Raw genomic sequence first — 26,430 nt, 5'->3', positions numbered from 1 at the left:
GGCGTATTTCCCTAGAAGAAGACGGACTCGGCGGAGGAGAGGACGACGAAGCAGGCCGCCTTCATCCAGTCCTGACCCGGCTGGGTGCTGCCCGAGCCCTCGATGTCGGTGGACAGTTGGATCAACGCGCTCATCTCGGCGTCCGAGGGATCCCTCAACACGCCCCGCTGGTAGAGCGCGGTGATGGCGTCCTTGACGGGTGTCCCTCCGCGATCCGCCAGCCGACCCTGGGCATCGAGCGCGATGTCCTTGAACAGCACGGCGGCCGAGGGCGTGGCGAGGTCGAGCGCGACGCGCCGGCCACAGGCCGACAGGACCACGCGATCGACGGCGATGGGGGTGGTGACGCCCGAGGCGGTCAGCGGCTCGTACAGGCTGTTGGCGTAGGGATCGACGCCCCCCAGGGTCACGGTGTGCACGTAGGACGTGCACGGATACTGGCCCAACTCGTTGCACACCTGATCCGCGGGCAGCGACAGCGCGGTCGCGAAGTCGGTCGCCAGGCGCTCGGCTCCCTTGAAGCGCAGGTTGTTGCGCGAGGAGCGCGCCACGGAGCCTCCCGTGCCTGGATCGGGCTGTCCGTTGCCTCCGGGCGAGGGCGTCCCGGCATCATCTCCCGAGGGAGTGGGCGATGACGAGCAGGCGGAGAGCACGAGGACGGCGGACAGCCACACCACTCGAAGGGATTCAAGGCGCACCGTAGGCCTCCGTGCGGATCAGATCGTGAAGCATGCGTTGCACGCGGTACTGGTGGGTGTCCTTGAAGCGCTTCCAGGTGGAGACGAACTCGGCGTTTTCCTCGGCCGTGGGTGCGTGGCCCACGAGCAGCTTCCAGTAGTCGGTGACGGCGGCGATGGCGAAGGCGTCACTGTTGGCGCCCACCCAGGCCCACTCGACCAGGTTGTTCACCGGCTGGCCGAAGAGGTAGCCAGCCTCCGGCGTCTGGGTGATGGTGGGCGAGACGTCCTTGAAGAAGCGCTCGAGGCGGTTGGGCACGTAGCTCGCCGAGGCGGAGCCACCGATGCCCTGGTAGTTGCGGAAGGGGTAGCTCAGCGGATCGAGCGTCGCGTGACAGGCCGCGCAGGCCTCCGCCGTGACGCCCTTGGCGTCGTAGTCACGAGGCTCGCCCGGAATGCTGAACAGGCCCTCCTGCCTGGCGATGTCGAGCCCCAGGTAGGCCCGGTAGCTCTGCGCCGCGGCGTTGCGCGGAAGCGCCGTGAACATCACGAAGGTCATGAGGCTCCACGCGGAGGTGAGGTTGCCCGCGCGGTGCGACTCGTCCACCTTCTGGGAGGGCAGGGACGTCTCCTGGAGGTAGCGTGTGGGGTTGGATTCCCGGCGCACGAAGTACTTCGCCGTCATCACCTCGCGCGCGTCGTGGTCGTCGAGCTGTGCGTACGAGTACAGGGCGTAGTCGTCGTCATAGTCGGCGAGGGGAATGGGGCCGGCGTTCTCTCCCGACTTGATCGAGCCCACCGGGCGGATCTTCGGGTGGGCCAGCTTCCAGAGCTGCCCGTCCTTGCCGCGCCAGAACTCGCTGGCGGTGCACCGCTCCAACTCCGCGTCGAGCCGCGCGCGCTGGTCGTCTCCACTCAACGCCCCGAAGGACTTGAGCTGATCATAGGTAGGCGATTGCCCACAGAAGTCGAGCAGCACCCGCCGGTAGGCGAAGCGCGGATCGTAGCGGCACACGTCGTACTGGGAATTGCTTCCCGCCGAGCAGCCCCCCGTCTCCACGGGAAAGCTGGTGGCGTCGAAGGGGAGCGTGCCTCGCTGGATCTCCTCGAGGTTCGACACGCCGTCGCCGTCGGCGTCCTGGCTCTCGATGGCCTTGAGCGCCCCGGGAAGCGCTTCGGAGTATTCGCTGTCGGACAGCGGGCGCGGTACGCCGGGCGCCAGGTGAGGCTCCAGTTGGCTCCCGAAGGCATTGCGCTGCGGAGGCGCCACGTGACAGTAGGTGCACGCGGGCTGCTGTCCGGTGCACGCGGGTGCCGACGGATAGGTCAAGCAGAAGACGCCGCCGGCGGGCGGTTTGGCGTGAGCCCCCCCCGCCAGGCAAAGCACGGCTCCCAATATGAATCGTCGAAGCACGAGACCTCTTCGTGAATGAGTTCCTGGCGTGGAGACACTTCAGGAGCACCGAAATGGAAAACCGCCGGTGCGATTTCTCGAAGAATCCATGTCACCTCCCCCCCAGACGGTGGCATCCGTCTCGCGTCGTGTAGGTGTGTCAGTGGGTCCACACCCACCGGGGCGTCATTTCAGGTACGGGCCGTCCACGCCCACCTTGCCGGGAGCGGGATTGCCGGGCAGGTCGAGCACGTAGGCGCGCAGGTTGCCCTTTCCAGAGACACTGGCGGTCAGCGTGCCACTGGTGACGGTCTTCACGTCTCCGGTGACGGCGTCCCGGTAGGTGCCATTGGGGATGCCATTGAAGGTGGCCCCGCCGGAGATGGTCACCAACACGAAGCTGTCCACGCCCGAGGCCGCATCGGTGAAGCGCCGCTTGAAGGCCATGCCGCCCGACACGCCGTCCGTGGAGTACTGCCCCTTCTGCAGGGCGGGAACGCGGCGGCGGATCTGATTGAGGCGCTGCAGGTGCTTCACCAGGGGCTTGTTCAACGTCTCCGCGACCTTGCCGGACGCGCTCCCCACGACGCCATAGCCGGACGCCGTCACGCTGCCCTCGAGGTGATCTCCGTAGTAGGCCCGGCCCGTCGTGGCGAGCGGGCAGGTGGGGCCACAGTCGATGGGCCTGCCCGCCTGGAACTCGATCTCCGAGCCGTAATACAGCGTGGGGATGCCCCGGAAGGTCCACATGAGGCTCATGTTCTCGGCCCAGGCGTCGGTGCCCCCGGCGTAGCGCGTGCTGGACTTGTTCGGACCGTAGTCGTGCGAGTCGACGTACACGACGTTGTACGTGGCGTCGTTGTAGCTGTCGTCCGAGTCCTTGCCATTGCCAAAGGCGTTGCTCGCCTCGCCGAAGTTCATGTGCATGCGCATGTCGATGACGTTCATGCCGGAGAACTGGCCGTGATCCGGGGCGTGGTAGGTGTTGCCCTGGAGGAAGGCGTTGGTGGACGTGGGTTGCTGGGCCGTGCCCTGGGTCTGCTCGTAGTTGTACTGCTCGAGCGCCGCAGTGGTGTCATCGGCACTGTACGTGCGGCGCTCCTTCCAGGTGAAGAACTGCGCGGAGTGGTTGGGGGAGCCCCGGTTCCACTTGTCGTTCACGAACGAGCCCACCTCGCCGAACATGAAGAAGTTCTTCCCCTTGGCGCCGAACTTCTCCTCGGCATGCGCGAGCGCCGCTGGCAGGAAGCGCCGGTTCCAGGTGACGCGGGGAATGTGGACCGCCGTGTCGATGCGGAAGCCATCCACGCCCATGTCGATGTACTTGTTGTAGACGCCCACGAGGAAGTCCTGCACGGGCTTGCTCTCGGTGTTGAAGTCCGCCAGGTCCTCGTGAATCCAGCAGCTGCGAGAGTCCTCGCCCTCCCAGTTGCCAATCCAGCATGGGTGGAAGTACTGCGCGGGGAACATGCCGGAGGTGGGGTTGGGCCACTGGCAGTTGTAGACGCGGTAGCCCTCCTGGCTGTACGAGCCCGTGGGCGTGCCCCAGTTGCGGCAGGTGTTGCCCGCGGGCGCGGACGAGGACCACAGGTCCCCGTTGTAATAGGACTTGCCGCTGGTGGGCTCCACCGTCAGGCCGTCGTAGACGAAGCCCGGAGCGGGCGCGTCGTAGTACCAGCTCCACTGGCTGTCTCGCACGCCGTAGACCGTGGCGTTCCACAGCCCCTTGGCGCCCCAGCGGCTCGAGTGGTTGTAGACCACGTCCTGGATGATCTTGAGGCCCTTGGCGTGGGCGGCGTTGATGAGGTCCTGGTACGAGGCGCCCGGGGACTCCAGGCGCGGGTCGACCTTGTTGAAATCCCAGGCGTGGTAGCCGTGGTAGTCGTAGTCCGAGCGGTTGAGCACCACTGGGGTGATCCAGATGGCGGAGAAGCCCAGGGCCTTGATGTAGTCGAGCTTCTGGATGAGTCCCTTGAAGTCCCCGCGGAACATCGGATCGTTGTGGGCGGCGTTGCCGGATTTGACGTGCTGGCTGCCACCGCGATTGTTGGACGCGTCGCCGTCGTAGAAGCGCGCGGTCATCACGAAGTAGATGGAGTCCTCGCGCATGTCGGTGCCCAGGGGTTGTCCCGGAGGCGGCGCGGGTGGGGCGTCCTTCGTGGTGGCGGACACCGTGGCACTCGCGGCGGAGGTGTTGCCCGCGGCGTCGAAGGCCTTCACGGAGTAGCTATAGGTGGTGAAGGGGGACAGGCCGCTGTCCGTGTAGCCCGGCGAGGAGACGGTGAAGGACCGTGTTCCCTCGGAGCCGCCGGTGCGCACGAGCGTGTAGCCCGTCACGGCCCGGTCATCCGTCGAGGCGTTCCAGGTGAGGGTCAGCTGGGTACCGGAGACCGAGGTGGTCAGCCCCGTGGGAATGGACGGAGCGGTCGTATCCGGAGGCAGCGTCACGCAAGGCGAGGAGGCATTCGCGGTGACGACGCCGTCCCTGACGGTGATGAGCCCCGTGCCCAGCGCGTAGTCCGTGCCTCCGTTGTTGTCCCAGGTGCCCGAGCCGTTGTTGAACGCGGCCTTCATGCCACTCGCCGAGCCCAGCTCGACGGTCTTCTTCACCCAATCGGTACAGGCGGACTCGCTCATGGCCACGCCTGGCGCCGAGGTCCAGGTGCCACTGGTGGGGGCATAGTGGAGGTTGACGGCGCTCCAGGCGCGCGTGCGGGTGTAGTAGTACACCTCGGCCTTGTTGCCGGTGGGGGCCGTGGTGCAGGGTGAGCCCGCGTTGGCCAGCAGCTGGCCATTCTTCACCTGGTGGGTGCCGCTCGTGGGGAGGTTGTAGTTGCCACCAGCCGGGCTGGGATTGTCCCAACCGTTCTGCCCATTGGTGAAGACGGCCTGGAAGGTGCTGGCAGAGCCCGTGGTGACGGTCTTCATCACCCAGTTCGCGCAGGCCGTGTCCATCGCGGTGCCCGGAACGGAGGTCCAACTTCCGCTGGCATCGTGATGGAGGTAGGCCCCGCTCCAGGCCTTATACGGAGTGTAGTAGTAGACCGTCGCCGTGCCGGCGAGCGCGGGTGCGCTCAGTGCCATCAGGCCGAGCGCCAGCAGGGGGCCGCCGTTCCAGTGCCTCGTCATGGGTGTCCTCCTTCACCTCGGGTGCAGGTGAAGGCGGGGTTGTAGACCCATGCTCATCCTCCCGGAAGATGGGACAGATGAGGAAACACCGCGTCATTTCTGGAGCGGAGCGGATGACGCGGCGCGGCCGGTGAGGGGATCGCACCCGTAGAAGCGCTGTAGCTCCTCGTAGAGATCCGGCGTCTTCTCCCGCATCTGGCGCGGCTTCTCGAAGAAGGACTCGGTGGCCACCGCGAAGAACTCGGCCTCGTTGATGCTTCCGTAGTCGTCCAACACCTGACGTTCGCGGGGCCGGCCCTCGCGCAGCTTCTGGAAGTGCGTGCCCATCACCTGGGACCAGGCCGCGTAATGCGAGTAGCGGCGCAGCTCCGGTGTGCCGTCGAAGGCGCCGTCCTCCCGGTCTAGCACGTGGGCGAACTCGTGCGTGGCCGTGGAGTGGCCATCATGGGGGTTGCTCAGTCCGGCCAGCACCGACTTCCACGAGAGGATGACGGTGCCCCAGTGCTTCGCCTCCCCGAGCACCACGCCCGTGCGATCCGGAATGAGGAAGGCATCCGGATAGACGATCACCTCGCGCAGATGGTCGTAATAGGAGAGGTCCAGGTAGAGCACCAGTCGCACCGCCGTGGCGGCCACCACCACGCGCACCTCGTCGGTGATGGTGAATCCTCCCGAGCCGATGAACTCCTTCTCCCAGGCGAAGAGCTTGAGCATTTCCAGGAAGCGCTCTCGCGTCTCGGTGTCCAGCGCCTGGACGAACGGGGTGTGACGCTCCAGATGGACGAGCCATTCGGAGGGAAAGGGGCGCCGCCGCAGGTGACGGCGCCGCAAGGCGCGCAACAGTCCCATGACCTACTCCGCGTTGAGGTTGGCCACGGAGAACGCGTTCAGCGCACCATGGAGCCGGGCGGAGACCCGCTCGTAGGTGGCCTGGGCCTCGGGCGTCTCGAAGTATTGATCATTCCACGAGCCCATGCCCCCGAAGACATTCGCCAGCGCGCAGGCCAGCAAGCCCCGCAGCTTGTCCTCCGAGGGTTGGAACTGCTCGAAGTAGGCGAGCACGCCCACCTTGCGGCCCAGGACCTCGGAGGCCTGCTCGCTGAAGCCCGCGTCCTCCACCGTCTTGCGCAGCACCTCCACGCGCTCGTCGGACAGCCGCTCCGAGGACAGCCGCCAGGCATCGGTCTCGAGCACGAATCGCGCGAGCTTGAAGGCCTCGAGGAAAGGGGAGTGCTCCTTCTCCGCGAAGGCCTGGGCCTCGCGCAGGGCTCCGACGAACTCCTCCCGTTCCGCCCCGGTGGAGGGAGCGGAGGTGAACACCTCTGAAGGCACCGTCTCGAGTTCACGGAAGAGCAGCACCTGGTAGCCCTCCGGGGCCTCCTGCTGGTGCAGCCGCTCCTCGGGCGGAACGAAGCCCCGGTCCCGGGCCAGTTGCTCCTCGCGCTCGGACCGGACGAGCCCGCGCTGGGCCTCGGGGATGATCGGATCGACGCCGTACCCCCGGCAGACGCCCTGCCACTGATTCATCAGGTGGTCCACGGAGAGCTCCCAGAAGCCCTCGGGATCTCTCAGCAGCTTGTCCCGGGCGCCCGCCGCGTCGACCTCTTCCGCGTCCTCCGAGTAGCGATTGAGATTGAGGTGTTCGGCGACGCGATCCCAGATCTTCTTCGCAGAGGGCTGCGCGTCCACCAGCGCGGCGAAGTCGTGGACCGTGGCCTCCTGGGACAGTTGCAGGAGCCTGGCGCGGGGGATGAACTCGTGCTGGCGATCCTCGCCGAGCATCATGCGATCCAGGAAGTCCGGATCGCTGGTGCGGAAGAGCGGACGGAAGGGCTCGGGGATGAGCTCCCGCGAGCCCTCGAGGCGGAGGGCCCTCTGGAGCCGGGTGAGCAGGCTGTCGCCCAGGAAGTCGAGCACCGAGGCGCCCTCGGGGGTGAGCAGGTACGCCTCCACCTGGGCCGCCGCGACGGGCTGGCGGTGATTCAGCTCATTGGATTCGGTGAGCTCCTCGGCCAGGGCCTCGCGCACGCGCTCCGGGTGGGGCTGCAGGCGGATGAACTCCACCCACTGCTCGGGCGAGATGAGGTAGCGGCGGCTGTGCACCGTCTGGAGCGAGTAGATCGAGGGCACGCCCCGGACGCGGATCGCGAGGCACAGCGCATGGGTGTTGGCGAACGCGGCGGCCATGTGCGCGGGAAGGTTCTCGGCGGAGAACGTGCCGAGGTCCACGACGCGCGATTCCACGGGGGCCTCCATGCCGAGCGCTTCGCGCCAGTCGGACAGGGGCAGCTCTCGGCCGTCACGCAGCCGCGCGCCGATGGAGAACGTCTTGGGCACCGCGAGCTGGCGCACGCTCCAATCCGGGCCCAGCTCGTTCTCGAAGCGGGCGAAGGCGTCTTCCCACCGGGAGGGATCCACCGCGAGGAGCGACCGCACCCACGCCAGCACCAGCTCACTGATATTCATCTCTCCAAGTCCTCCCCAGGGAACATGCGTGGTGCGCATCGTAAGGGGAGGGAGGCTCAGAGTTCGAGCCCCAGTTGCCCATCCGGGGACGGCGCGTGGGATCCGGTGAGATTGGACAAGGTGAGGCCCAGAAGACGAACGCCCTGCTCGACGGGCTCGAGGGGAGCCAGCAAGGCCAGCGCGGTCGCCATGAGGTTGTCGCGGTCGGCGATGGGTGCCGGGAGCGTCCTGGCCCGGGTCACCTGGCGGAAATCGGCGTAGCGCAGCTTGAGCGTCACCGTCCGTCCGGAGATGCCGGCGCGGGCGCAATGCTCGGCGATGGAGTCCGCCGCGGGCATCAGCCCGGCGACGAGCGCGTCGTGCTCGAGCAGATCCTCCGGAAAGGTGCTCTCCGAACCGATCGACTTGCGCGGCTGATCGACACGCACGGGGCGATGGTCGATGCCGCGTGCGGCGAGGTAGTAGTAGTCGCCGGCCTTGCCGAACTGCTCCTGGAGAAAGGCGCGGCTGCGGGCGCGCAGATCGAGCCCGGTGAAGATGCCGAGCTTGTTCATCCGCGCGGCGGTGACCGGACCGACGCCGTAGAAGCGGCCGACGGGCAGGGGCTCGACGAAGGCCGGACCCTGGCGGGGCGTGACGACGCAGAGCCCATCCGGCTTGTTCTGATCCGAGGCGAGCTTCGCCAGGAACTTGTTGTAGGAGACCCCCGCCGAGGCGGTGAGGCCCGTCTCCTTCCGGATGCTCGCGCGGATGGCCTTGGCGATCGCGGTGGCGGAGAGGCCGGAGGGGCTGTGGGTGACGTCGAGATAGGCCTCGTCCAGGGACAGCGGCTCGATGAGCGGCGTGTAGCGGGCGAAGATGCCGCGGATGAGCTGGGACACCGCCTTGTAGACGTCGAAGCGGGGCGGGACGAAGATCAGTTCCGGACAGAGCCGGCGGGCGGTGGCGGAGGACATCGCCGAGCGCACGCCGAAGCGGCGCGCCTCGTAGCTCGCCGCCGCGACAACCCCACGCTCGCGCGAGCCGCCCACGGCCAGCGGCACACCCCGGAGGTGGGCATGGTCCCGCTGCTCGACCGAGGCGTAGAAGGCATCCATGTCGATGTGGATGACCTTGCGCGGCGCGGGCGTCGAGGGGGGAGGCATGGAAGCGTGCGGCGTACTATATCCGCGCCGTGAGCCCCATCCCATCCACCGTCTCCCTGGCAGCGGCCTTGGCCATCACGGGCTGTGTCCATACGCCCTGTCCGCGTGAAGCGGCCTCGGATTGCGTCCAGGCGCGGGTTGTCGAGGACTCGTCCCAGGACGCGCCCCGGGCCGTGCTGACGCGGTTCCTGGATGGGGTGGAGGCGGGCGACTGGAGCCTGGCCTGGTCGCTCCTGAGCGAACCCCTGCGGACCCGTTACACCCCCGAGCGGCTGCGCGAGGACTTCGAGCGTGAGCCCCTGGCGGCCGAGCGGTTGCGCCGGGCACGGCTCGTGGTGCGGGGTCCGGTGCGGATGACGGACACGGGGGCGGAGTTCCCCCTGGGCGAGGAACGGGCGGTGCGGTTGGAGCGGGAATCGGGGGAGTACCGGGTGGCCGCGATCGAATGAGGGCGCGTGCATCCGGGGGAGCGGGGGATTAGAGGAAGTTGACACTACCGGGGGCCGCTCGCTATTGCGCGCCGTGCCGAGGGACGTCCCCCATCCCCGGATTCAAGGATTCAGGTAACCCAGCATGAGCGTTTCCGAGCGCGACATCCTCGCGGCGATGTCGAAGGTGATGGACCCCGAGTTGCACATCGACCTGGTGAAGGCGGGGATGGTGAAGGATGTCCGCGTGGAGGGCGACAAGGCGAAGCTCAAGATCGAGCTGACCACGCCGGCCTGTCCGATGAAGGGGAAGATCCAGGCGGATGCCGAGGCGGCGCTCAAGGGCGTGCCGGGGCTCAAGACATTCGACATCGAGTGGGGCGCCCAGGTGCGCTCGGCGCCGGCCGGCATGGGAGGAACCCCGGGCCAGGCGCTGCTGCCCCAGGTGAAGAACGTCATCCTGGTGGGGGCGGGCAAGGGAGGCGTGGGCAAGAGCACGGTGTCGGTGAACCTGGCCACGGCCCTGGCGCGCGAGGGAGCCAAGGTGGGCCTGCTCGACGCGGACTTCTACGGCCCCTCGGTGCCCCTGATGACGGGCATCACCGACAAGCCCACCAGCCCGGACGGCAAGACGCTGCTTCCCATGGAGAAGCACGGCCTCAAGGTGATGTCGATCGGCTTCCTGGTGGAGGCGGATCAGGCGCTCATCTGGCGAGGGCCCATGCTGCACGGCGCCCTGATGCAGCTCGTGCGCGACGTGCGCTGGGGCGAGCTGGACTACCTCATCCTCGACCTGCCCCCGGGCACGGGTGACGTGGCGCTGTCCCTGTCCCAGTCGGTGCGGGCGGCGGGCGCGGTGCTGGTGACGACGCCCCAAGACGTGGCGCTCGCGGACGTGGTGCGCGCCAAGCAGATGTTCGACAAGGTACACATCCCGGTGCTCGGCATCGTGGAGAACATGAGCCAGTTCGTGTGCCCGAACTGCTCGCACGTCACGCCCATCTTCAACAAGGGCGGTGGCCACCGGGCGGCGCAGATGTTCTCCATCCCCTTCCTCGGGGAGATTCCCCTCGATTTGAAGATCCGCGAGGCGGGTGACGCGGGCGTGCCGGTGGTGATCGGCGCTCCGGACAGCCCCGAGGCCCAGGCCTTCCGGGCCATGGCGCGCAACATCGCGGGTCGGGTCTCCACGGAGAACATGCGGGTGGCGGTGAAGCTGCCGGTGGTACGCTAGGAGTCCCGACAACCCCGCTTCCGAGGACCCCCGCTCATGAAGACCGACAAGGACCCCGCGACCGACTTCGATCCGTTACTCGGAGATGAGCAGGAGCGGAGCGACGGGAGCCGGGCGGGGTTCGTGCCCGAGTTCATGCGCAAGGTGGCGGTGGCGGGGCTGGGGGCCCTCTTCATGACGGAAGAGGGCCTGCGCGCCATGGCGGGCCAGCTCAAGCTGCCCAAGGAAGTGCTCGGCTACATCCTCGGCCAGGCGGAGAAGACGAAGGACGAGGTGGGCCGTGTCGTGTCCGAGGAACTGCGGCGCTTCCTGCAGTCGGAGAAGCTGCGCGACGAGGCGCTCAAGTTCCTCTCGGGCATGACGGTGGAGGTGAAGGCGCAGATCCGCCTGGTGCCCGCCGAGGCCGACGAGAAGAAGGGCGAGCCCCTGCGCACCGACGTGGCCATCTCCGAGTTGCGCACGCGACGCGGCGGCAAGAAGTCCGCCTCGAAGAAGGAGTGAGGGGCGTGACGGGAAGTCCGTGGCGTCAGCATCCGCTGCTCAAGCGGCTGCCCCTGTTGGTGCTGGCGGTGCTGGGCCTGTGGTTGTGGAAGCGTGGGGAGGTGCCCGAGCGCGAGCTGGTCTGGCGGCTCGAGGGCCGGGACTGGAGCGCCATCCGCTCGATCGACGTGCAGGTGAAGGACGCGGACGACGAACTGGTAAAGCGCGAGATACACACTTTTACCGATTCCCCTCCATCCGCGCTCATCGTGAAAGCCACCTTGCCCTCGGGTGCATATGAAGTGTGGATATTCGCCCGGGGCGCGAGCGGCCCGTCGCTTCCACCCCGAGTGGATCGCCTGACCCTCACGGACGAAGACATCCGTGTGGAACGTGGACTGCGGGCTCCCGTGAATCGTTGACCGGTGGGGGGGCGAGGGCTATAGCCGCCCGGTCCCTCATTTACGAATTTACCGCTCGAAGAGGTCAACGCCATGGCAACGGAGCACATCATCGTCGTCGGGGCAGGGCAGATGGGGTCGGGCATCGCCCAGGTGGCGCTGCAAGCGGGCCTGCGCGTCACGTTGGTGGACGTGTCCAAGGAAGGGCTCGCCAAGGGCGAGGAGCGGATCCGCGCGGGGCTCAAGAAGCTGCTGGAGAAGGGCAAGCTGGACGAGGCCCGCTTCAAGCTGGCGGACGGCAACCTGGCCACCTCGACGAGCGCCTCCGCGGTGAAGGACGTGGACTTCGCCGTCGAGGCCGTGACGGAGAACGAGGAACTCAAGCGCCGCATCTTCCTGGAGCTGGACGCGGTGGTGAAGCCCGGCGGCATCCTCGCCACCAACACCTCGTCCATCTCCATCACCCGCATCGCCGCGGCCACGAAGCGCCCCGAGAACGTCATCGGCATGCACTTCATGAACCCGGTGCCGATCATGCAGTTGGTGGAGCTCATCCGGGGCGCGGCCACGTCGGACGCCACCTACCAGGCGACGCGCGCGCTCGCGGAGAAGATGGGCAAGACGACGGTGGTGTCCAAGGACTTCCCGGGCTTCATCGTCAACCGCATCCTCATCCCCATGCTGAACGAGGCCTGCTTCGCGCTCATGGAGGGGGTGGGTTCAGTGGAGGACATCGACACGGCGATGAAGCTGGGAACCAACCAGCCCATGGGTCCGCTGCAGCTCGCGGACTTCATCGGCCTGGACACCGTGCTCTACATCGCGCAAGTGCTCCACGAGGGCCTGGGGGACGACAAGTACCGGCCGAGCCCGTTGCTGCGCCAGTACGTGGACGCGGGTTGGTATGGCAAGAAGAGCGGCCGCGGCTTCTACAAGTACTAGGAACGAAGGACCTATACACATGGCCTACGAGAACATCCGGCTGGACCTCGAGGACGCCCTCGCGATCCTCACCATCGACCGCCCCAAGGCGCTCAACGCCCTCAACAGCAAGACGCTCCAGGAGCTGGAGTCCGCGCTCCACGCGCTGCCGGCCACGGTGCGAGCCCTCATCGTCACGGGCGGGGGTGACAAGGCCTTCGTGGCGGGCGCGGACATCGCGGAGATGGCCTCCATCAGCGCCGCCCAGGCCCGTGAGTTCGCCGCGCTCGGCCACCGCGTCTTCCAGACGCTCGAGCAGCTCGCCATCCCGACGATCGCCGCGGTGAACGGCTTCGCGCTCGGCGGTGGGTGCGAGCTCGCCCTCGCGTGCGATCTCATCTACGCCTCGGAGAAGGCGAAGCTCGGCCTGCCCGAGGTGAGCCTCGGCGTCATCCCGGGCTTTGGCGGCACCCAGCGGCTCACGCGCGTGGTGGGCAAGATGCGCGCGAAGGAGCTCGTCTTCACGGGCGAGCGCCTGGACGCCGCCAAGGCCAAGGAGATCGGCCTGGTGCTGGACGTGCTCCCGGCGGATCAGCTGCTGCCGCACTGCAAGGCCGTGGTGGGCAAGCTGCTCAAGAACGGCCCGCTCGCCATCTCCCAGGCCAAGCGCGTCATCGAGTACGGCGCCGATCAGGATCTGCGCGCGGCGAACGAACTGGAGCGTCAGGGCTTCGCCGTCCTCTTCGGCTCCGAGGATCAAAAGGAAGGCATGAAGGCCTTCCTGGAGAAGCGCCCGGCGGCCTTCACCGGCCGGTAGTCATCCCCGTTCGCGAGGGCCATCGTTGAACGGTGTCCCTCCATTTCCTTCCTTCTAGGAGTGTCATGGACTTCGAGCTGAGCGACATCCAGCGTGAGATTCAGCGGGTATGCCGCGAGTTCGCCGCGCGCGAGCTGACCCCCAATGCCCGTCAGTGGGACGAGCACCACCAGTGGCCCACCGAGGCGCTGAAGTCACTGGCGGAGCTGTCGCTGCTGGGCGTGGCCGTGCCGGAGCAGTACGGCGGCGCGGGCCTGGACAACGTCAGCTACGCGATCGCCATCGAGGAGATCAGCCGCGGCTGCGCCTCCACGGGCGTCATCATGAGCGTGAACAACTCGCTCTACTGCGATCCGGTGAACAAGTACGGCACCGAGGCGCAGAAGGAGGAGTTCCTCACGCCCTTCGCCCGGGGTGAGAAGCTCGGCTGCTTCGGCCTCACCGAGCCCGAGGCGGGCAGCGACGCGAGCGCCCAGAAGACCACGGCGGTGCGCCGGGGCGACGAGTACATCATCAACGGCTCGAAGAACTGGATCACCAACGGCCCCAAGGCGGACGCCATCGTGCTGTTCACGATGACGAACAAGGAAGCGGGCAACAAGGGCATCACCGCGTTCCTCGTGCCCACCAACACCCCGGGCTTCATCCGCGCCGAGCCCGACAAGAAGATGGGCATCAGCGCGGCGCACTCGTGCAGCATGTTCTTCGAGGACATGCGCGTGCCGGCGAAGAACATCCTGGGCAAGGAGGGCGATGGTTTCCGGGTGGCCATGAGCACGCTGGACGGCGGGCGCATCGGCATCGCGGCCCAGGCGCTGGGCATCGCGCGCGCGGCCTTCGAGGAGGCGGTGCGCTACTCGGGCGAGCGCAAGACGTTCGGCAAGTCCATCCGCGAGCACCAGGCCATCCAGTTCATGATCGCCGACATGGCCACGGAGATCGACGCGGCGCGCCTGCTCGTGCTGCGCGCGGCGCTGCTCAAGGATCAGGGCGTGCGCCACTCCAGCGAGAGCGCCATGGCCAAGCTGTACGCGAGCGAGATGGCCAGCCGCGTGGCCAACAAGGCCCTGCAGGTGCACGGCGGCATGGGCTACTCCAAGGAGATGGACGTGGAGCGCCACGTGCGCGACGCGCGCATCACCGAAATCTACGAGGGGACGAGCGAGATCCAACGCATCGTCATCTCGACCAACCTGTTGAAGGACTAGGGAGTCGCTACGCCATGAAGCATCCGTCGATCGCGGTGGCGGTGGTGTTGGCCTCGGGCCTGGCGCTGGCCCAGGGCACGAAGAAGGGCGCGTCCACCAGCCCGGACACGCAGGCCGCCGAGGCTCCAGCCCCGGAGAAGAAGTCCGCCGTGCCCACCCGGCCCCAGCCTCCGGACGTCACCCGGATGCCCTTCACCCCGGACTCCATTCGCGAGGTGATGCGGTACTACTCGCGCGACATCCAGGAGTGTTACGAGGAAGTGCTCGCGGGCAAGGGCAGCAAGGTGGAGGAGGGCCGCATCCTGACGACCTTCACCATCTCCCCGGACGGCTTCGTGCGGGACGCGAAGGTGGCCCAGGCGGGGACGACGCTCAAGAACGAGCGGCTCAACCAGTGCGTGGTGAACGTGCTGATCAGCATCAACTTCCCCCCGCCGCCCGACAAGCGCGCGTACCCCATCGAGTACCCGTTCAACCTCAAGGCCATCAAGTAGGAAGCCCTCCGTGAACCTCGAGCTCTCCGAGACCCAGACGCTCATTCGCGACACCGCGCGCAAGTTCGCCCGCGAGCGGGTGGCCCCCCACGCGACCCGCTTCGACCGGGAGGAGCACTTCTCCCCCGAGCTGTACCGGGAGCTGGCCTCGCTCGGGCTCATGGGGGTGAACATCCCCGCGAAGTACGGCGGCGCCGAGGCGGGCGTCCTGTCCTACTCCTTGGCGATGATGGAGATGGCGGCCGCGTGCGCCTCCACATCGGTGACCATGGCCGTCACCAACATGTGCGCCGAGCTCATCCACACCTACGGCACGGACGCCCATCGCGAGAAGTTCGTCACGCGGCTGACGTCGGGTGACGCGGTGGCGGGCTCGTTCGCGCTCTCCGAGTCGCATGCGGGCTCGGATCCGCGCGCCATGCGCACCACGGCGGTGCGGCGCGGGGACACGTGGGTGCTCAACGGCAGCAAGCAGTGGATCACCTCGGGCGCCTACGCGGGGGTGATGGTGGTGTGGGCCCAGACGGGAGGGCAGGGGAGCAAGGGCATCTCCGCCTTCATCGTGGAGGGCGGGACGCCGGGGCTGCACGTGGGCAAGCACGAGGACAAGATGGGCCTGCGTGCGTCCAACACGGTGGCCCTCACCTTCGAGGACTGCGCCATTCCCGCGGACAACCTCCTGGGCAAGGAGGGGGATGGCTTCAAGCTGGCGATGATCGCCCTGGACGGCGGGCGCATCGGCATCGCCTCGCAGGCGTGCGGCGTGGCGCGGGCGGCGCTGGAGGCGAGCGTGCGCTACTCGAAGGATCGCAAGGCGTTCGGCCAGGCGATTGGCGAGTTCCAGGGCCTGCGCTTCATGATGGCCAACATGGCCACGGAGCTACAGGCCGCGGAGCTGCTCACCTTCCGCGCCGCGTACCTCAAGGAGCAGGGCAAGCCCTTCACCCGCGAGGCCTCCATGGCGAAGCTCTTCGCGAGCGAGATGTCCAACCGCGCGGTGGACAAGGCGGTGCAGATCCACGGCGGCTACGGCTACATCGACGAGTTCCCCGTGGAGCGCTACTTCCGCGACGCCCGCGTGCAGACCATCTACGAGGGCACCAGCGAGGTGCAGCGCCTCGTCATCGCCCGCGAGACGTTCAAGCTGCTCGATTAGGACGGCTCCACGCCAAGGGCGCCATGGAGCATGGCGGAGAGCACCGCCTGGAACTGGGCGTCGGCCTCGGCGTCCGCGGTCCGCCCCAGCGCGGAGAGCAGTTGCCGCCGGGCGAGCGTGTACCACTGGCTGGCGCACAGCCCCACCAGCAGCGTCATCTCCAAGGCCTCGCGGGACGGAGGCGGCTGACCCTGCGAGGCGGCGATGCGGCCCACCTGGAACTCCAGCGCGTCCACCACGACACGCAGCCCCGGGTGAGGCCCCAGCGGTGTGTGCTCGGCGCGCCCGGTGAGCAGGGCCCACGCCATCAGCCGCCCATGGCCCTTCTCCTGGAAGACCGAGGAGAAGCGCTCCAGCAACCTGCTGGCGCTGGGCGGCGCGCCCGTCTCCAGGAGTTGCCGTTGGAAGTCCTCCGCGAGCAGCCGGGTGCGGCGCAAGAGGACTTCACGCACCAGCGCCTCGTAGGTGCCAAAATAGTGCGTGACGAGCGCATGGCTCACCCCCGCGGCACGCGCCACCGATTGCAGGCCCACGCGATCCGGCCCCTGCTCCACCAGGAGCGGCTCGGCGGCCAGGAGGATGGCCTCCTTCGCTTCCTCGGGGGTACGGCGCCGCCGGGGGGGAGAAGGGCGGGAACCGCGAGCCGGACGTCGGGCAACCATCGCTTCCATCCTAGCGGGTTTCATTGGCGGCTTTGACAACGAAAACGTGTACTTGGGTTGCTGGCCCTGGAGTTCATGCCCGCTACCCAGGCGGGCAGGGGGCGTTCAGATCCAGACCCTGGCACCCTGTGCGCCCGGGACCTACCGTCCCCTGGACAGAGGACACGCGGCTCCTTGGAGGAAAAAGGACATCCGGGTGTCAGCGCCGTATTGACAGATCTGAATCCAGGGCCACGTGCTCGCTTGACTGCCGGTATAACCGGTGTCTAGGGTGCGCGGCTTCGAGTCAGCTCCACTGTGGAACTGATCGCGGGCCACCCGTAGCTCCCCGCGAGTGGCCGACGTCCAACAACCGGGGGCAGCAGCACCGTTTCCCAAGGATCATCAACCAAATGCAGCAGAACGTGAACCAGCAGATCGGAGATGTTGGCGACGAGGACTTTGCCGCGATGTTCGAGGCCTCGCTCAAGGAGCGTGGCGGCGAGGGCATCCTGAAGGAAGGCGAGATCGTCAAGGGCACCGTCGTGCAGGTGACCAAGGACTACGCCATCGTCGACATCGGCTACAAGTCCGAGGGACAGGTTCCGATCTCCGAGTTCACCAGCCCTCGCGGCGAGGTCTCCGTCAAGGCGGGCGACCCGGTCGAGGTCCTCCTGGAGAGCCGCGAGAACGACACCGGCATGGTCGTCCTCTCCAAGGAGAAGGCCGACAAGATGCGCATCTGGGACGAGATCAGCGCCGCCTGCGAGCGCGATGAAATCGTCAAGGGCACCATCGTGGGCCGCGTCAAGGGCGGCCTCTCGGTCGACATCGGCGTCAAGGCGTTCCTGCCGGGCAGCCAGGTCGACATCCGCCCCGTGCGCAACCTCGACCAGTACATCTCGAAGGAATTCGAGTTCAAGGTCATCAAGTTCAACAAGAAGCGCGGCAACATCGTGCTCAGCCGCCGCGTGCTCCTCGAGAAGCAGCGCGAGGAGATGAAGAAGGAGACCCTCAAGAACCTCAAGGAGGGTGCGGTCCTCAAGGGCGTGGTCAAGAACCTCACCGACTACGGCGCCTTCATCGACCTGGGCGGCATCGACGGCCTGCTCCACATCACCGACATGTCGTGGGGCCGCATCGGTCACCCCTCCGAGATGTTCAACGTGGGTGACGAGGTCCGCGTCGTCGTCCTCAAGTTCGACCCCGCGCAGGAGCGCGTCAGCCTGGGCCTCAAGCAGATCCAGGAGGATCCGTGGCACCGCGCCGACGAGAAGTACCCGGTCGGCACCCGCGTCAAGGGCAAGGTCGTCTCCATCACCGACTACGGCGCCTTCATCGAGATCGAGCAGGGCGTCGAGGGTCTGGTGCACGTGTCCGAGATGTCCTGGACCAAGCGCCTCAAGCACCCGAGCAAGATGCTGGAGGTCGGCCAGGAGGTGGAGGCCGTCGTCCTCGACATCGATCCCAAGGCCAAGCGCATCGCGCTGGGCATGAAGCAGATCGAGCAGAACCCCTGGACGCTGCTCGAGGACAAGTACCCGATCGGCTCGGTCATCAAGGGTCAGATCCGCAACGTCACCGACTTCGGCGTGTTCGTCGGCGTCGAGGAGGGCGTGGACGGCCTGGTGCACGTGTCCGACATCTCCTGGACCCAGCGCATCAAGCACCCGGGCGAGATGTTCAAGAAGGGCGACGAGGTCGAGGCGGTGGTGCTCAACATCGACGTCGAGAACGAGCGCTTCAGCCTGGGCATCAAGCAGCTCCAGCCGGACCCCTGGGACACGCTCAGCGAGCGCACCCCGGTGGGCAGCCGCGTGAAGGGCAAGGTCACCAAGGTGACGGACTTCGGCGCCTTCGTGGAGATCGAGCCCGGCATCGAGGGCCTCGTGCACGTCTCCGAGCTGAAGGAGGAGCGCGTCGAGAACCCGCGTGACGTGGTGCAGGAGAGCCAGGACGTCGAGGTGAAGATCATCGACATCAACACCCAGGACCGGAAGGTCGCTCTGTCGATGAAGGCCCTGATCGGCGAGGGCGAGGACTACCGCGAGTACCTCCGCCGCCAGGCCGAGGGCTCCAAGGCGCGCCTCGGCGACGTCATGGCGAGCAAGCTCAAGAAGTAGTCCGCTTCACGCCTCGTAGAAGCACAGCACGGCGGCCGGGTTCCCGAGTGGGGGCCCGGCTGTCTGCTTTTTCGTGTCACTTGGGATTCTGGCGGAGCGGTGTGCTTGACCCTCCTTCCGAGCACGGTGATAAGGGCACGGCCGGGAGTTATTGAACCTCATCCCAGCATTTTTCCAGGAGGCGGATCATGGCGCGTGAAGTCGTCATCGTGGGCGCGGCGCGGACTCCCATCGGGGCCTTTCAGGGCTCCCTCTCCAAGTTGACGGCCCCCCAGCTCGGCGCGGTCGCCATCAAGGCGGCCCTCGAGCGCGCGGGCGTGGCTCCCGACCAGGTGAGCGAGACCATCATGGGCTGCGTGCTCCAGGCGGGCGTGGGCCAGGCCCCCGCGCGCCAGGCCGCCATCTTCGCCGGCATCCCGGACAGTGTCCCCGCCGTCACCCTCAACAAGGTCTGCGGCTCGGGCCTCAAGGCCGTGATCGCCGGGGCCCAGGCCATCGCCCTCGGGGACGCCGAGGTGGTGGTCGCCGGCGGTATGGAGTCCATGAGCAACGCGCCCTACCTGAGCCCCAACATGCGCGGCGGCGCCCGCATGGGCCACGTGGAGTTCAAGGACGCTCTCATCCATGACGGCCTGTGGGACGTGTACGGCAACGTGCACATGGGCATCTGCGCCGAGGAGTGCTCCACCAGCCAGGGGATTCCCCGCTCGGCCCAGGACGAGTACGCGCTCGAGTCCACCCGGCGCGCCATCGCGGCCCAGCAGGGCGGCCTCTTCACCCGGGAGATCGTCCCCGTCACCGTGACGGGCGGCAAGGGCGGCGACGTGGTGGTGAGCGAGGACGACGGCCCCAAGAGCGCCAAGGTCGACAAGATCCCCACGCTCAAGGCCGTGTTCAAGAAGGACGGCACGGTGACGGCCGCCAACGCCGCCTCCATCAACGATGGCGCCGCGGCGCTGGTGCTCATGAGCGCCGAGCGCGCCAAGAAGGAAGGGCGCACCGTGCTTGGCCGCATCACCGGCTACGCCGGCGCCGCGCGCAAGCCGGTGGAGTTCACCATCGCCCCCACGGACGCCATCAACGCCCTGCTCAAGCGCACGGGCCACAAGACGAGCGACGTGGACGTCTGGGAGATCAACGAGGCCTTCGCCGTGGTGGCCATCGCCAACAACAAGCTGCTCGGGCTGGATGCCGCGAAGGTCAATCCCCGCGGTGGCGCCGTGGTGCTCGGCCATCCGATTGGCGCCTCGGGCGCGCGCGTGCTGGTGACGCTGCTGCACGAGATGAAGGATTTGGACAAGAAGCGCGGCGTGGCATCGTTGTGCATCGGCGGCGGCGAGGGCATCGCCCTGATGGTGGAGCGCTAGTCCACCCACGCGGCTCGTGAAGAGGAGGGGAGCATGAACAAGATCATCCCGAGCGCGGACGAGGCCGTCCGCGACATCCCCGATGGCGCCACGCTCATGAGTGGCGGCTTCGGGCTGTGTGGCAATCCCGAGAACTTGATCTCGGCGATCCACCGCAAGGGCACCAAGGGCCTGACCATCATCTCCAACAACTGCGGCACCACCGAGCTCGGCCTGGGAATTCTCCTCAACGCCAAGCAGGTGAAGAAGATCGTCGCCAGCTACGTGGGAGAGAACAAGGAGTTCGAGCGCCAGTTCATCTCCAAGGAGTTGGAGGTGGAGCTCAACCCCCAGGGCACGCTCGCCGAGCGCATCCGCGCCGGGGGCTGTGGCATCGGCGGCTTCTTCACGCCGTCGGGCGCGGGCACCGAGCTCTCCAAGGGCAAGGAGACCCGGATGATCGACGGGCGTCTGCACGTGCTGGAGGCGCCCCTCAAGGCGGACTTCACCATCGTGCGCGCGTGGAAGGCCGACACCTGGGGCAACCTGGTGTTCAACAAGACGGCCCGGAACTTCTCTCCGATGATGTGCATGGCCGGCAAGGTCACCATCGTCGAGGCCGAGCACATCGTGCAGGCCGGGGAGATCGACCCGGATCAGGTGCACCTGCCCGGCATCTTCGTGCACCGCATCATCCAGGCGAAGAACCTGCAGAAGTGGATTGAACGCCGCACCGTCCAGAAGAAGGCCTGAGCCATGCCCCTGTCCCGTGAGCAGATCGCCCAGCGCATCGCCCAGGAACTGCGCGACGGCTACTACGTCAACCTCGGCATCGGCATGCCGACCCTGGTCGCCAACTACGTCCCGAAGGGCATGGACATCATGCTCCACTCGGAGAACGGCATCCTCGGCATGGGCCCCTGGCCCCTCGAGGGCGAGGAGGATCCGGACCTCATCAACGCCGGCAAGGAGACCGTCACCGTCGTCAAGGGCTCGGCCTACTTCGACTCGGCGCTGTCCTTCGGGATGATCCGCGGAGGCCACATCGACCTGGCCGTGCTCGGCGCCATGGAGGTGAGCGAGCAGGGTGACCTGGCCAACTGGATGATCCCCGGCAAGATGGTGAAGGGCCCGGGTGGCGCCATGGACCTGGCGGTGGGCGCCAAGCGCGTCTTCGTGGCCATGGAGCAGGCCAACAAGGAGGGCAAGCCGAAGATCCTCAAGCAGTGCGCGCTGCCCATCACCGGTCTCAAGTGCGTCAACCACATCGTCACCGAGTACGCCTTCATCGACGTGACGCCGGAAGGGCTCGTGCTGCGCGAGGTGGCGCCGGGCGTGACCGTGGAGCAGGTGCAGGCCCTCACCGAGCCCAAGCTCAAGGTGGCCCCGGACCTGCGCGAGATGAAGATCTGAGCGTGCTGCCGGATTCGCCCATCGAGTTGACCATCGAGCGCCTCGGGCAACTCGGAGAGGGGGTGGCCTCCCACGAGGGCCGCACCGTCTTCGTGCCCGGCGCCTTCCCGGGCGACCGGGTGCGGGTGCGGCTGGAGCAGGAGGGGCGGGTGCTGCGCGGGCATCTGCTCGGGGACGTGCTGGAGGCGTCCCCGGACCGGCGCCCCTCCGCGTGTGCCCTCAGCGCCCGATGTGGCGGATGCGATTGGTTGGAACTCGCCGAGCCCGCCCAGCGTGCCGCGAAGCAGGAGATCGTCCTCTCCGCGCTGGAACACCTGGGCCACGTGAAGCGGGACGCCTTCACCGTGCGGCCCCTGCTCGTGGCCCCGAGGGACTTCGGCTACCGGCGCCGCGCGGTGCTGCACTTCCTCAAGGACGAGTTGGTCTACTTCGGGCGGCGCAGTCACGACCGTGTGCCCGTGCAGGTGTGTCCCGCGCTCGTGCCCGCCCTGGCCGAGCTGCCCGGCAAGCTCGGGCCGTTGCTCAAGCCCCTGTCCCGCGAGGCGGAAGAAGTGCATCTGCTCGCCGAGGGATCCAAGGCGGCCTTCGCGGTGATGCTCCAGGGGCAGGTGACGCCCCGTTACGTGGAGGCGGCCGAGGCGGCGGTGCGCGCGCTGCGGCTCGAGGGCGCGGTGCTGGTCCCCAAGGAGGGCTCGCCCCGCATCATCGGCAAGCCGGTGCTGCGCTCGCTCTCGCCCCTGCGCCCGGAAGTGCCCTTGTTCCTGCGCCCGGACGCGTTCTCCCAGGCCCATGCCGAGGCCAACGTGGGCCTGGTGACGGCCGCCGTGCACGAACTGGCGCCTCGGGAGACGGACTCGGTGCTGGAGCTGTACTCGGGCAATGGCAACTTCACCTTCCCCATCGCCGCGATCGCCGCCCAGGTGCTCGGCGTGGAGTCCTCCTCCGTGTCCGTGGATCTGGCCCAGCGCGGCGCGCGCGAGGGTGGGGTGGCCAACGTGCGCTTCATCCAGGGTGACGTCCGCAAGGCCTGCGAAGGACTCATCCGCGAAGGCAGACGATTCGACCTGGCCCTGGTGGATCCACCCCGCACCGGTGCGCCGGGGCTCGCGAAGTGGCTCAAGGCCCTGGGCGTCCACCGCGTGGTGTACGTGGCGTGCGACCCTGGCGCCCTGGCCCGGGACGCGGGCGGCCTCGTGGAGGCGGGCTATGCCCCCACGGCCCTCCAGGTGGTGGACATGTTCCCCCAGACGCATCACGTGGAAACCGTGATGGCCTTCGAGGTGGGTACTTAACGGCTCAGCCCCGGACGATGTCGACTCCCGCCCTCGCGAGGGTCCGGGTCACCTCATCCGGCGCAGCCTCGTCCGTCACCAGTCGATCGACGATCGACAGTGGCCCGACGAGAAAGGGCGCGGTGGTGCCCAGCTTTTCCCCCGCGGCGACGACCATCACCTCCGCGGCCGCCCCCACCATGGCGCGTTTGACCTCGGCGTCCTCGTGGACGAAGACGCCCAGGCCAATGTCCGGGTGCACGCTCGCCGTCCCCAGCACACACAGGTCCGCGCGGATCCGCCGGTAGCCCTCTACCGTCTCGGCCCCCACCGTGGCCAGCGCCGCCTTGAGCACCCGCCCGCCCAGGAGGATCACCTCCACCGTCGGATGCTCCGCCAGCGCCGACGCCACCGGCAGGCTGTGGGTGACCACCGTCAGCGCCAGCTCCTTGGGAATGTGCATGGCCACCGCCAGGGCCGTGGTGCCCGCGTCGATGAACACCACCTGACCGGCCCGGAAGAAGCCCGCCGCAGTGGCGGCGATGGCGCTCTTGGCCGCCACCGATTCGCCCCGGCGCCCGGCGTAGGTGGGGGACACTGGCGACCGAGGAACCGCTCCGCCGTAGACCCGCCGGAGCAGGCCCTCCTCGGCGAGCTCCCGCAGGTCGCGCCGCACCGTGTCCTCCGATACGCCGAACTCGGCGGCCAGGGCGCTCGCCACCACGCGCTGGTCATTCGCCAGGGTCTCCAGGATTCGCTTGCGCCGCTCGAGGGTGAGCATTCGGCCAACCGCCTTTCCGACAGAAACCGGCGGAAGCGTGCACGGAGGTGCCCGATCCCGCATGAATTCACATGCCTTCGACTTGAAACCGCCGAATCGGGCATGTTAACTCCGTGTTGTTACACGATTCGGCACGAACGTGCGGTTTCCGTGCGGAAAGGCGCACCTTCATGCAGCTCCGGCGCTCGACACCCTATCCCTTCTCCGCCGTCCTGTTCGACCTGGATGGCGTCATCATCGACACGACGGCCCTGCACTACCGGGTGTGGGAGCGGTTCGGGCTCGCGCGCGGATTCGTCCCGACCGGGGCCCAGCTGCTCGCCAGCAACGGGCGCCCGGCCCGAGAGACCCTGCGCGACTGGTTCGGCGCGGCCCTGGGTGAGGACACGCTCGCCGCGATGATGCGGGAAGTGGAGCCGCTGGTCCTCCAGGCACTGGAGACCGAGCCCGTGTCCGCAGTCCCCGGGGTGCGGGAGTTCCTCCAGGCCCTGCGGGCCGCCGGGGTGCCCTGGGCCCTGGGCACGAGCGCCACGCCCTCGCACGCCGAGCGTGCCCTGTCGCGCCTGGGCCTGAGCGAGGCGTTCCCGGTGCGCATCACCGCGGCGAACGTCGTCCAAGGCAAGCCCCATCCCGAGGTGTATCTCAAGGCGGCCGCGGCGCTGGGAGTCTCCCCGAGCGCGTGCCTCGTGTTCGAGGACGCCGTGGCCGGCCTGCGCGCCGCCCGGGCCGCCGGCGCGAGCTGCGTCGCGCTGACCACCTCGTTTCCCCGGGACGTCCTGTCGCGCGAGGCGCCGCACTGGATCGCCGAGGACTTCCGCGCGCTGCCCACCGATATCGCCCCCTGACTTCCGAAGGACACCGTCATGCATTCCGCTCCACTCTCCTCGCTCGGCGCGCTGTCCGCGCCCGTGTCCCGGGCCCAGGCCCGCTGGACCGAGTTCGCCCTGGCGCTCGGGGGCTTCGCCATCGGCACGAGCGAGTTCTCCATCATGGGCCTCTTGCCGGATGTCGCCCGGGAGGTGCACGTCTCCGTGCCCCAGGCGGGCCATCTGATCAGCGCCTACGCGCTCGGGGTGATGGTGGGCGCGCCCGTGCTCGCGGTGGTATGCGCCCGGCTCCCGCGCCACCGGGTGCTCCTGGGCCTGTTGGCCGCCCTGGCGCTTGGCAACTTCGCGAGCGCGCTCGCTCCGTCCTATGAGAGCCTGTGGCTCTTGCGCTTCCTGTCCGGTCTGCCCCACGGCACCTTCTTCGGCGTGGCGGCCCTGGTGGTGGCGGACTTCGCCGGGCCCGAGGGGCGGGCCCGCGCGGTGGGACGGCTCATGCTCGGACTGACGATCGCGTGTGTCGTGGGCTCGCCTCTGGCCACGGGGCTCGGGCAGGTCGCGAGCTGGCGCACGGCGTACCTGCTCATCGGCGGGCTCGCGGCGAGCGCCTGGCTGCTCACGCTGCTCCACATCCCGAGAACCCGCGCCGTGGAGGGGGCCAGTCCCTTGCGCGAGCTTGGCGCGCTGCGGCGCGTGCAGGTGTGGCTGACCCTGGGCGTGGGCTCGGTGGGTTTTGGGGGGCTGTTCGCCGTCTACAGCTACATCACCCCGACCCTGACCGAGCTCGCGGGACTGCGGCTGGCGCTCGTGCCCCTGGTGCTCTCGGGGGTGGGCCTCGGCATGGTGGTGGGCAATCTGGTGGGCGCGTCGTTCGCGGACCGCTCGCTGCCGAAGACGATCGTCGCGGCGCTGCTCTGGAACGTCATCACGCTTGGCTCCTTCTGGCTCACCGCGCGCAACCCCTGGCTGGCGTCCCTGTCCGCGTTCGCCATCGGCATGGGCTTCGCGCTGGTGCCGGGACTGCAGACGCGGCTCATGGACGTCGCCGCGGATGCCCAGACGCTGGCCGCGTCGCTCAACCACTCGGCCTTCAACCTCGCCAATGCCCTGGGGGCCTGGCTCGGGGGACTCGTCATCGCGGCGGGCCTGGGTTGGAACGCCACGGGGGCCGTGGGCGCGGCCATGGCGGTCGCGGGCCTGGCGCTCTTCGGGGTGTCGATGGGACTGGAGCATCGGCGTCTCCGCGCGGCTGCCTGACACGCGCGCGGGCGCTATGCTGCGGCGCATGCTCGCGCCCCGAACCATCGAGATCATCCAGTCCACCGTGCCCGTCCTGAAGGTGCACGGTGAGGCCATCACCACCCGCTTCTACCAGCGCCTCTTCGAGAGCCACCCGGAGCTGCGCGACGTCTTCAACCAGGCCCGCCAGCGCGAGGGCAAGCAGCAGGCCGCCCTGGCCAATGCCGTCTACGCGGCGGCGCAGAACATCGAGCGGTTGGAGGCCATCCTCCCGGCGGTGAGGAACATCGCGCACAAGCACCGCGCCCTGGGCGTCGTGCCCGAGCATTATCCCATCGTGGGCCAGCACCTGCTCGCCGCCATCAAGGAGGTGCTGGGGGATGCGGCCACCGGGGAGATCCTCGGGGCCTGGGCCGAGGCCTATCAGGAGATCGCCTCGGTCTTCATCTCCGTCGAGCGCGAGCTGTATGAGAAAGCCCATGCCCAGCCCGGAGGCTGGAAGGGCTTCCGGCGCTTCGTGGTGCGGAACAAGCGCACCGAGGATCCACACGCCACCATGTTCGACCTGCACCCCGAGGATGGTCAACCGATCGCGCCCTTCACGCCCGGGCAGTACCTCACCTTGAAGCTGACGCCTCCGGGCGATCCCCGGACCCATCTGCGCCACGCCCCCCTCATGCCCGTGGAAGGCAACGTCTACCGGCTCCAGGTCAAGCAGCTCGAGGAGCGCACGCGGGCGGACGAGGCCCTGACCTTCCTGCGCCAGCACGTCCAAGAGGGAGACGTCCTGCTCGTGGCCTCCCCGGCGGGCGTATCCTCCAAGCAGTAGGTGGCTGTCGTCCG

The 26,430-nt window shown here is 68.1% G+C and carries 25 protein-coding genes; 17 read left to right on the top strand and 8 right to left on the bottom strand.

What is annotated here, in order from left to right; genetic code table 11:
• Positions 1 to 11 precede the first annotated feature (11 nt).
• From MEBOL_RS36470 to dinB, 6 genes are all read right to left on the bottom strand, one after another.
• Positions 12 to 698, bottom strand: a complete 687-nt coding sequence (locus MEBOL_RS36470) for a hypothetical protein (RefSeq protein ID WP_095981723.1) — start codon at positions 696 to 698, stop codon at positions 12 to 14.
• Positions 688 to 2,007, bottom strand: coding sequence for a hypothetical protein (locus MEBOL_RS36465; RefSeq protein WP_425437582.1), 1,320 nt, complete (start codon positions 2,005 to 2,007; stop codon positions 688 to 690). The genes MEBOL_RS36470 and MEBOL_RS36465 overlap by 11 nt, the downstream gene beginning before the upstream one ends.
• Positions 2,008 to 2,256: 249 nt before the next feature.
• The gene (locus tag MEBOL_RS36460) at positions 2,257 to 5,199 is read right to left on the bottom strand and encodes a carbohydrate binding domain-containing protein (RefSeq protein ID WP_095981721.1); all 2,943 of its coding nucleotides are present in this window, start codon (positions 5,197 to 5,199) and stop codon (positions 2,257 to 2,259) included.
• 93 nt (positions 5,200 to 5,292) lie between these two features.
• Positions 5,293 to 6,048 (bottom strand): M90 family metallopeptidase, encoded by a 756-nt coding sequence (locus tag MEBOL_RS36455; protein WP_095981720.1) that lies wholly within the window; start codon positions 6,046 to 6,048, stop codon positions 5,293 to 5,295.
• Positions 6,049 to 6,051: 3 nt separating this feature from the next.
• Positions 6,052 to 7,665, bottom strand: a complete 1,614-nt coding sequence (locus MEBOL_RS36450) for a TraB/GumN family protein (protein ID WP_095981719.1) — start codon at positions 7,663 to 7,665, stop codon at positions 6,052 to 6,054.
• 56 nt (positions 7,666 to 7,721) lie between these two features.
• Complete coding sequence (gene dinB, locus MEBOL_RS36445; protein WP_095981718.1) at positions 7,722 to 8,810, bottom strand: DNA polymerase IV; 1,089 nt, start codon at positions 8,808 to 8,810, stop codon at positions 7,722 to 7,724.
• Positions 8,811 to 8,839: 29 nt separating this feature from the next.
• On the opposite strand from dinB, the gene MEBOL_RS36440 reads away from it, so the two are divergent.
• The 9 genes from MEBOL_RS36440 (at position 8,840) to MEBOL_RS36400 (ending at position 15,949) form a co-directional block, all read left to right on the top strand.
• Entirely contained in the window at positions 8,840 to 9,259 is a 420-nt protein-coding gene (locus MEBOL_RS36440; RefSeq protein WP_245919177.1) for a hypothetical protein, read from the top strand.
• A gap of 124 nt (positions 9,260 to 9,383) precedes the next feature.
• Entirely contained in the window at positions 9,384 to 10,472 is a 1,089-nt protein-coding gene (locus MEBOL_RS36435) for an Mrp/NBP35 family ATP-binding protein (RefSeq protein WP_095981716.1), read from the top strand.
• Between the two features lie 36 nt (positions 10,473 to 10,508).
• Positions 10,509 to 10,973 carry a hypothetical protein gene (locus MEBOL_RS36430; RefSeq protein WP_095981715.1) on the top strand — a complete coding sequence of 155 codons (465 nt, stop codon included), beginning with the start codon at positions 10,509 to 10,511 and terminating at the stop codon, positions 10,971 to 10,973.
• Positions 10,974 to 10,978: 5 nt separating this feature from the next.
• Entirely contained in the window at positions 10,979 to 11,374 is a 396-nt protein-coding gene (locus MEBOL_RS36425; protein ID WP_095981714.1) for a hypothetical protein, read from the top strand.
• A gap of 72 nt (positions 11,375 to 11,446) precedes the next feature.
• The gene (locus MEBOL_RS36420) at positions 11,447 to 12,295 is read left to right on the top strand and encodes a 3-hydroxybutyryl-CoA dehydrogenase (RefSeq protein WP_095981713.1); all 849 of its coding nucleotides are present in this window, start codon (positions 11,447 to 11,449) and stop codon (positions 12,293 to 12,295) included.
• 19 nt (positions 12,296 to 12,314) lie between these two features.
• Positions 12,315 to 13,091 (top strand): enoyl-CoA hydratase-related protein, encoded by a 777-nt coding sequence (locus MEBOL_RS36415; RefSeq protein ID WP_095981712.1) that lies wholly within the window; start codon positions 12,315 to 12,317, stop codon positions 13,089 to 13,091.
• A 65-nt stretch (positions 13,092 to 13,156) separates the two neighbouring features.
• The gene (locus MEBOL_RS36410; protein ID WP_095981711.1) at positions 13,157 to 14,299 is read left to right on the top strand and encodes an acyl-CoA dehydrogenase; all 1,143 of its coding nucleotides are present in this window, start codon (positions 13,157 to 13,159) and stop codon (positions 14,297 to 14,299) included.
• Positions 14,300 to 14,313: 14 nt separating this feature from the next.
• A complete protein-coding gene (locus MEBOL_RS36405; protein ID WP_095981710.1) occupies positions 14,314 to 14,793 on the top strand; it encodes an AgmX/PglI C-terminal domain-containing protein in 480 nt (159 codons plus the stop codon).
• A 10-nt stretch (positions 14,794 to 14,803) separates the two neighbouring features.
• Positions 14,804 to 15,949 (top strand): acyl-CoA dehydrogenase family protein, encoded by a 1,146-nt coding sequence (locus MEBOL_RS36400; protein WP_095981709.1) that lies wholly within the window; start codon positions 14,804 to 14,806, stop codon positions 15,947 to 15,949.
• Here the strand turns inward: MEBOL_RS36400 and MEBOL_RS36395 are convergent.
• Positions 15,946 to 16,611 carry a TetR/AcrR family transcriptional regulator gene (locus MEBOL_RS36395; protein WP_245919176.1) on the bottom strand — a complete coding sequence of 222 codons (666 nt, stop codon included), beginning with the start codon at positions 16,609 to 16,611 and terminating at the stop codon, positions 15,946 to 15,948. The genes MEBOL_RS36400 and MEBOL_RS36395 overlap by 4 nt on opposite strands.
• 392 nt (positions 16,612 to 17,003) lie before the next feature.
• Between MEBOL_RS36395 and MEBOL_RS36390 the strand changes: the two genes are divergently transcribed.
• From MEBOL_RS36390 to MEBOL_RS36370, 5 genes are all read left to right on the top strand, one after another.
• A complete protein-coding gene (locus MEBOL_RS36390; RefSeq protein WP_095981707.1) occupies positions 17,004 to 18,713 on the top strand; it encodes a 30S ribosomal protein S1 in 1,710 nt (569 codons plus the stop codon).
• A 188-nt stretch (positions 18,714 to 18,901) separates the two neighbouring features.
• Positions 18,902 to 20,080: a thiolase family protein gene (locus MEBOL_RS36385; RefSeq protein WP_095981706.1), complete on the top strand. Its 1,179-nt coding sequence runs from the start codon at positions 18,902 to 18,904 to the stop codon at positions 20,078 to 20,080.
• Between the two features lie 33 nt (positions 20,081 to 20,113).
• Positions 20,114 to 20,812 (top strand): CoA transferase subunit A, encoded by a 699-nt coding sequence (locus tag MEBOL_RS36380; RefSeq protein WP_095981705.1) that lies wholly within the window; start codon positions 20,114 to 20,116, stop codon positions 20,810 to 20,812.
• Positions 20,813 to 20,815: 3 nt separating this feature from the next.
• Positions 20,816 to 21,472 (top strand): CoA transferase subunit B, encoded by a 657-nt coding sequence (locus MEBOL_RS36375; protein WP_095981704.1) that lies wholly within the window; start codon positions 20,816 to 20,818, stop codon positions 21,470 to 21,472.
• A 2-nt stretch (positions 21,473 to 21,474) separates the two neighbouring features.
• The gene (locus MEBOL_RS36370; RefSeq protein WP_425437581.1) at positions 21,475 to 22,764 is read left to right on the top strand and encodes a class I SAM-dependent RNA methyltransferase; all 1,290 of its coding nucleotides are present in this window, start codon (positions 21,475 to 21,477) and stop codon (positions 22,762 to 22,764) included.
• 4 nt (positions 22,765 to 22,768) lie between these two features.
• Here the strand turns inward: MEBOL_RS36370 and MEBOL_RS36365 are convergent, their stop codons facing one another.
• Positions 22,769 to 23,524 (bottom strand): DeoR/GlpR family DNA-binding transcription regulator, encoded by a 756-nt coding sequence (locus tag MEBOL_RS36365; protein WP_095981703.1) that lies wholly within the window; start codon positions 23,522 to 23,524, stop codon positions 22,769 to 22,771.
• Between the two features lie 170 nt (positions 23,525 to 23,694).
• Here MEBOL_RS36365 and MEBOL_RS36360 point away from each other — a divergent pair, with 170 nt between their 5' ends.
• Genes MEBOL_RS36360 through MEBOL_RS36350 form a run of 3 tightly spaced genes read left to right on the top strand, consistent with a single transcriptional unit; the run spans position 23,695 to position 26,416 of the window.
• The gene (locus tag MEBOL_RS36360) at positions 23,695 to 24,369 is read left to right on the top strand and encodes an HAD family hydrolase (protein ID WP_095981702.1); all 675 of its coding nucleotides are present in this window, start codon (positions 23,695 to 23,697) and stop codon (positions 24,367 to 24,369) included.
• A gap of 18 nt (positions 24,370 to 24,387) precedes the next feature.
• Positions 24,388 to 25,605, top strand: a complete 1,218-nt coding sequence (locus MEBOL_RS36355) for an MFS transporter (RefSeq protein ID WP_095981701.1) — start codon at positions 24,388 to 24,390, stop codon at positions 25,603 to 25,605.
• Between the two features lie 28 nt (positions 25,606 to 25,633).
• Positions 25,634 to 26,416, top strand: a complete 783-nt coding sequence (locus tag MEBOL_RS36350; protein ID WP_095983226.1) for a globin domain-containing protein — start codon at positions 25,634 to 25,636, stop codon at positions 26,414 to 26,416.
• Positions 26,417 to 26,430: the final 14 nt, after the last annotated feature.

The organism is Melittangium boletus DSM 14713 (assembly GCF_002305855.1).
Taxonomy (GTDB): Bacteria; Myxococcota; Myxococcia; order Myxococcales; family Myxococcaceae; genus Cystobacter; species Cystobacter boletus.
This window is presented reverse-complemented; position numbering and strand designations above follow the sequence as displayed.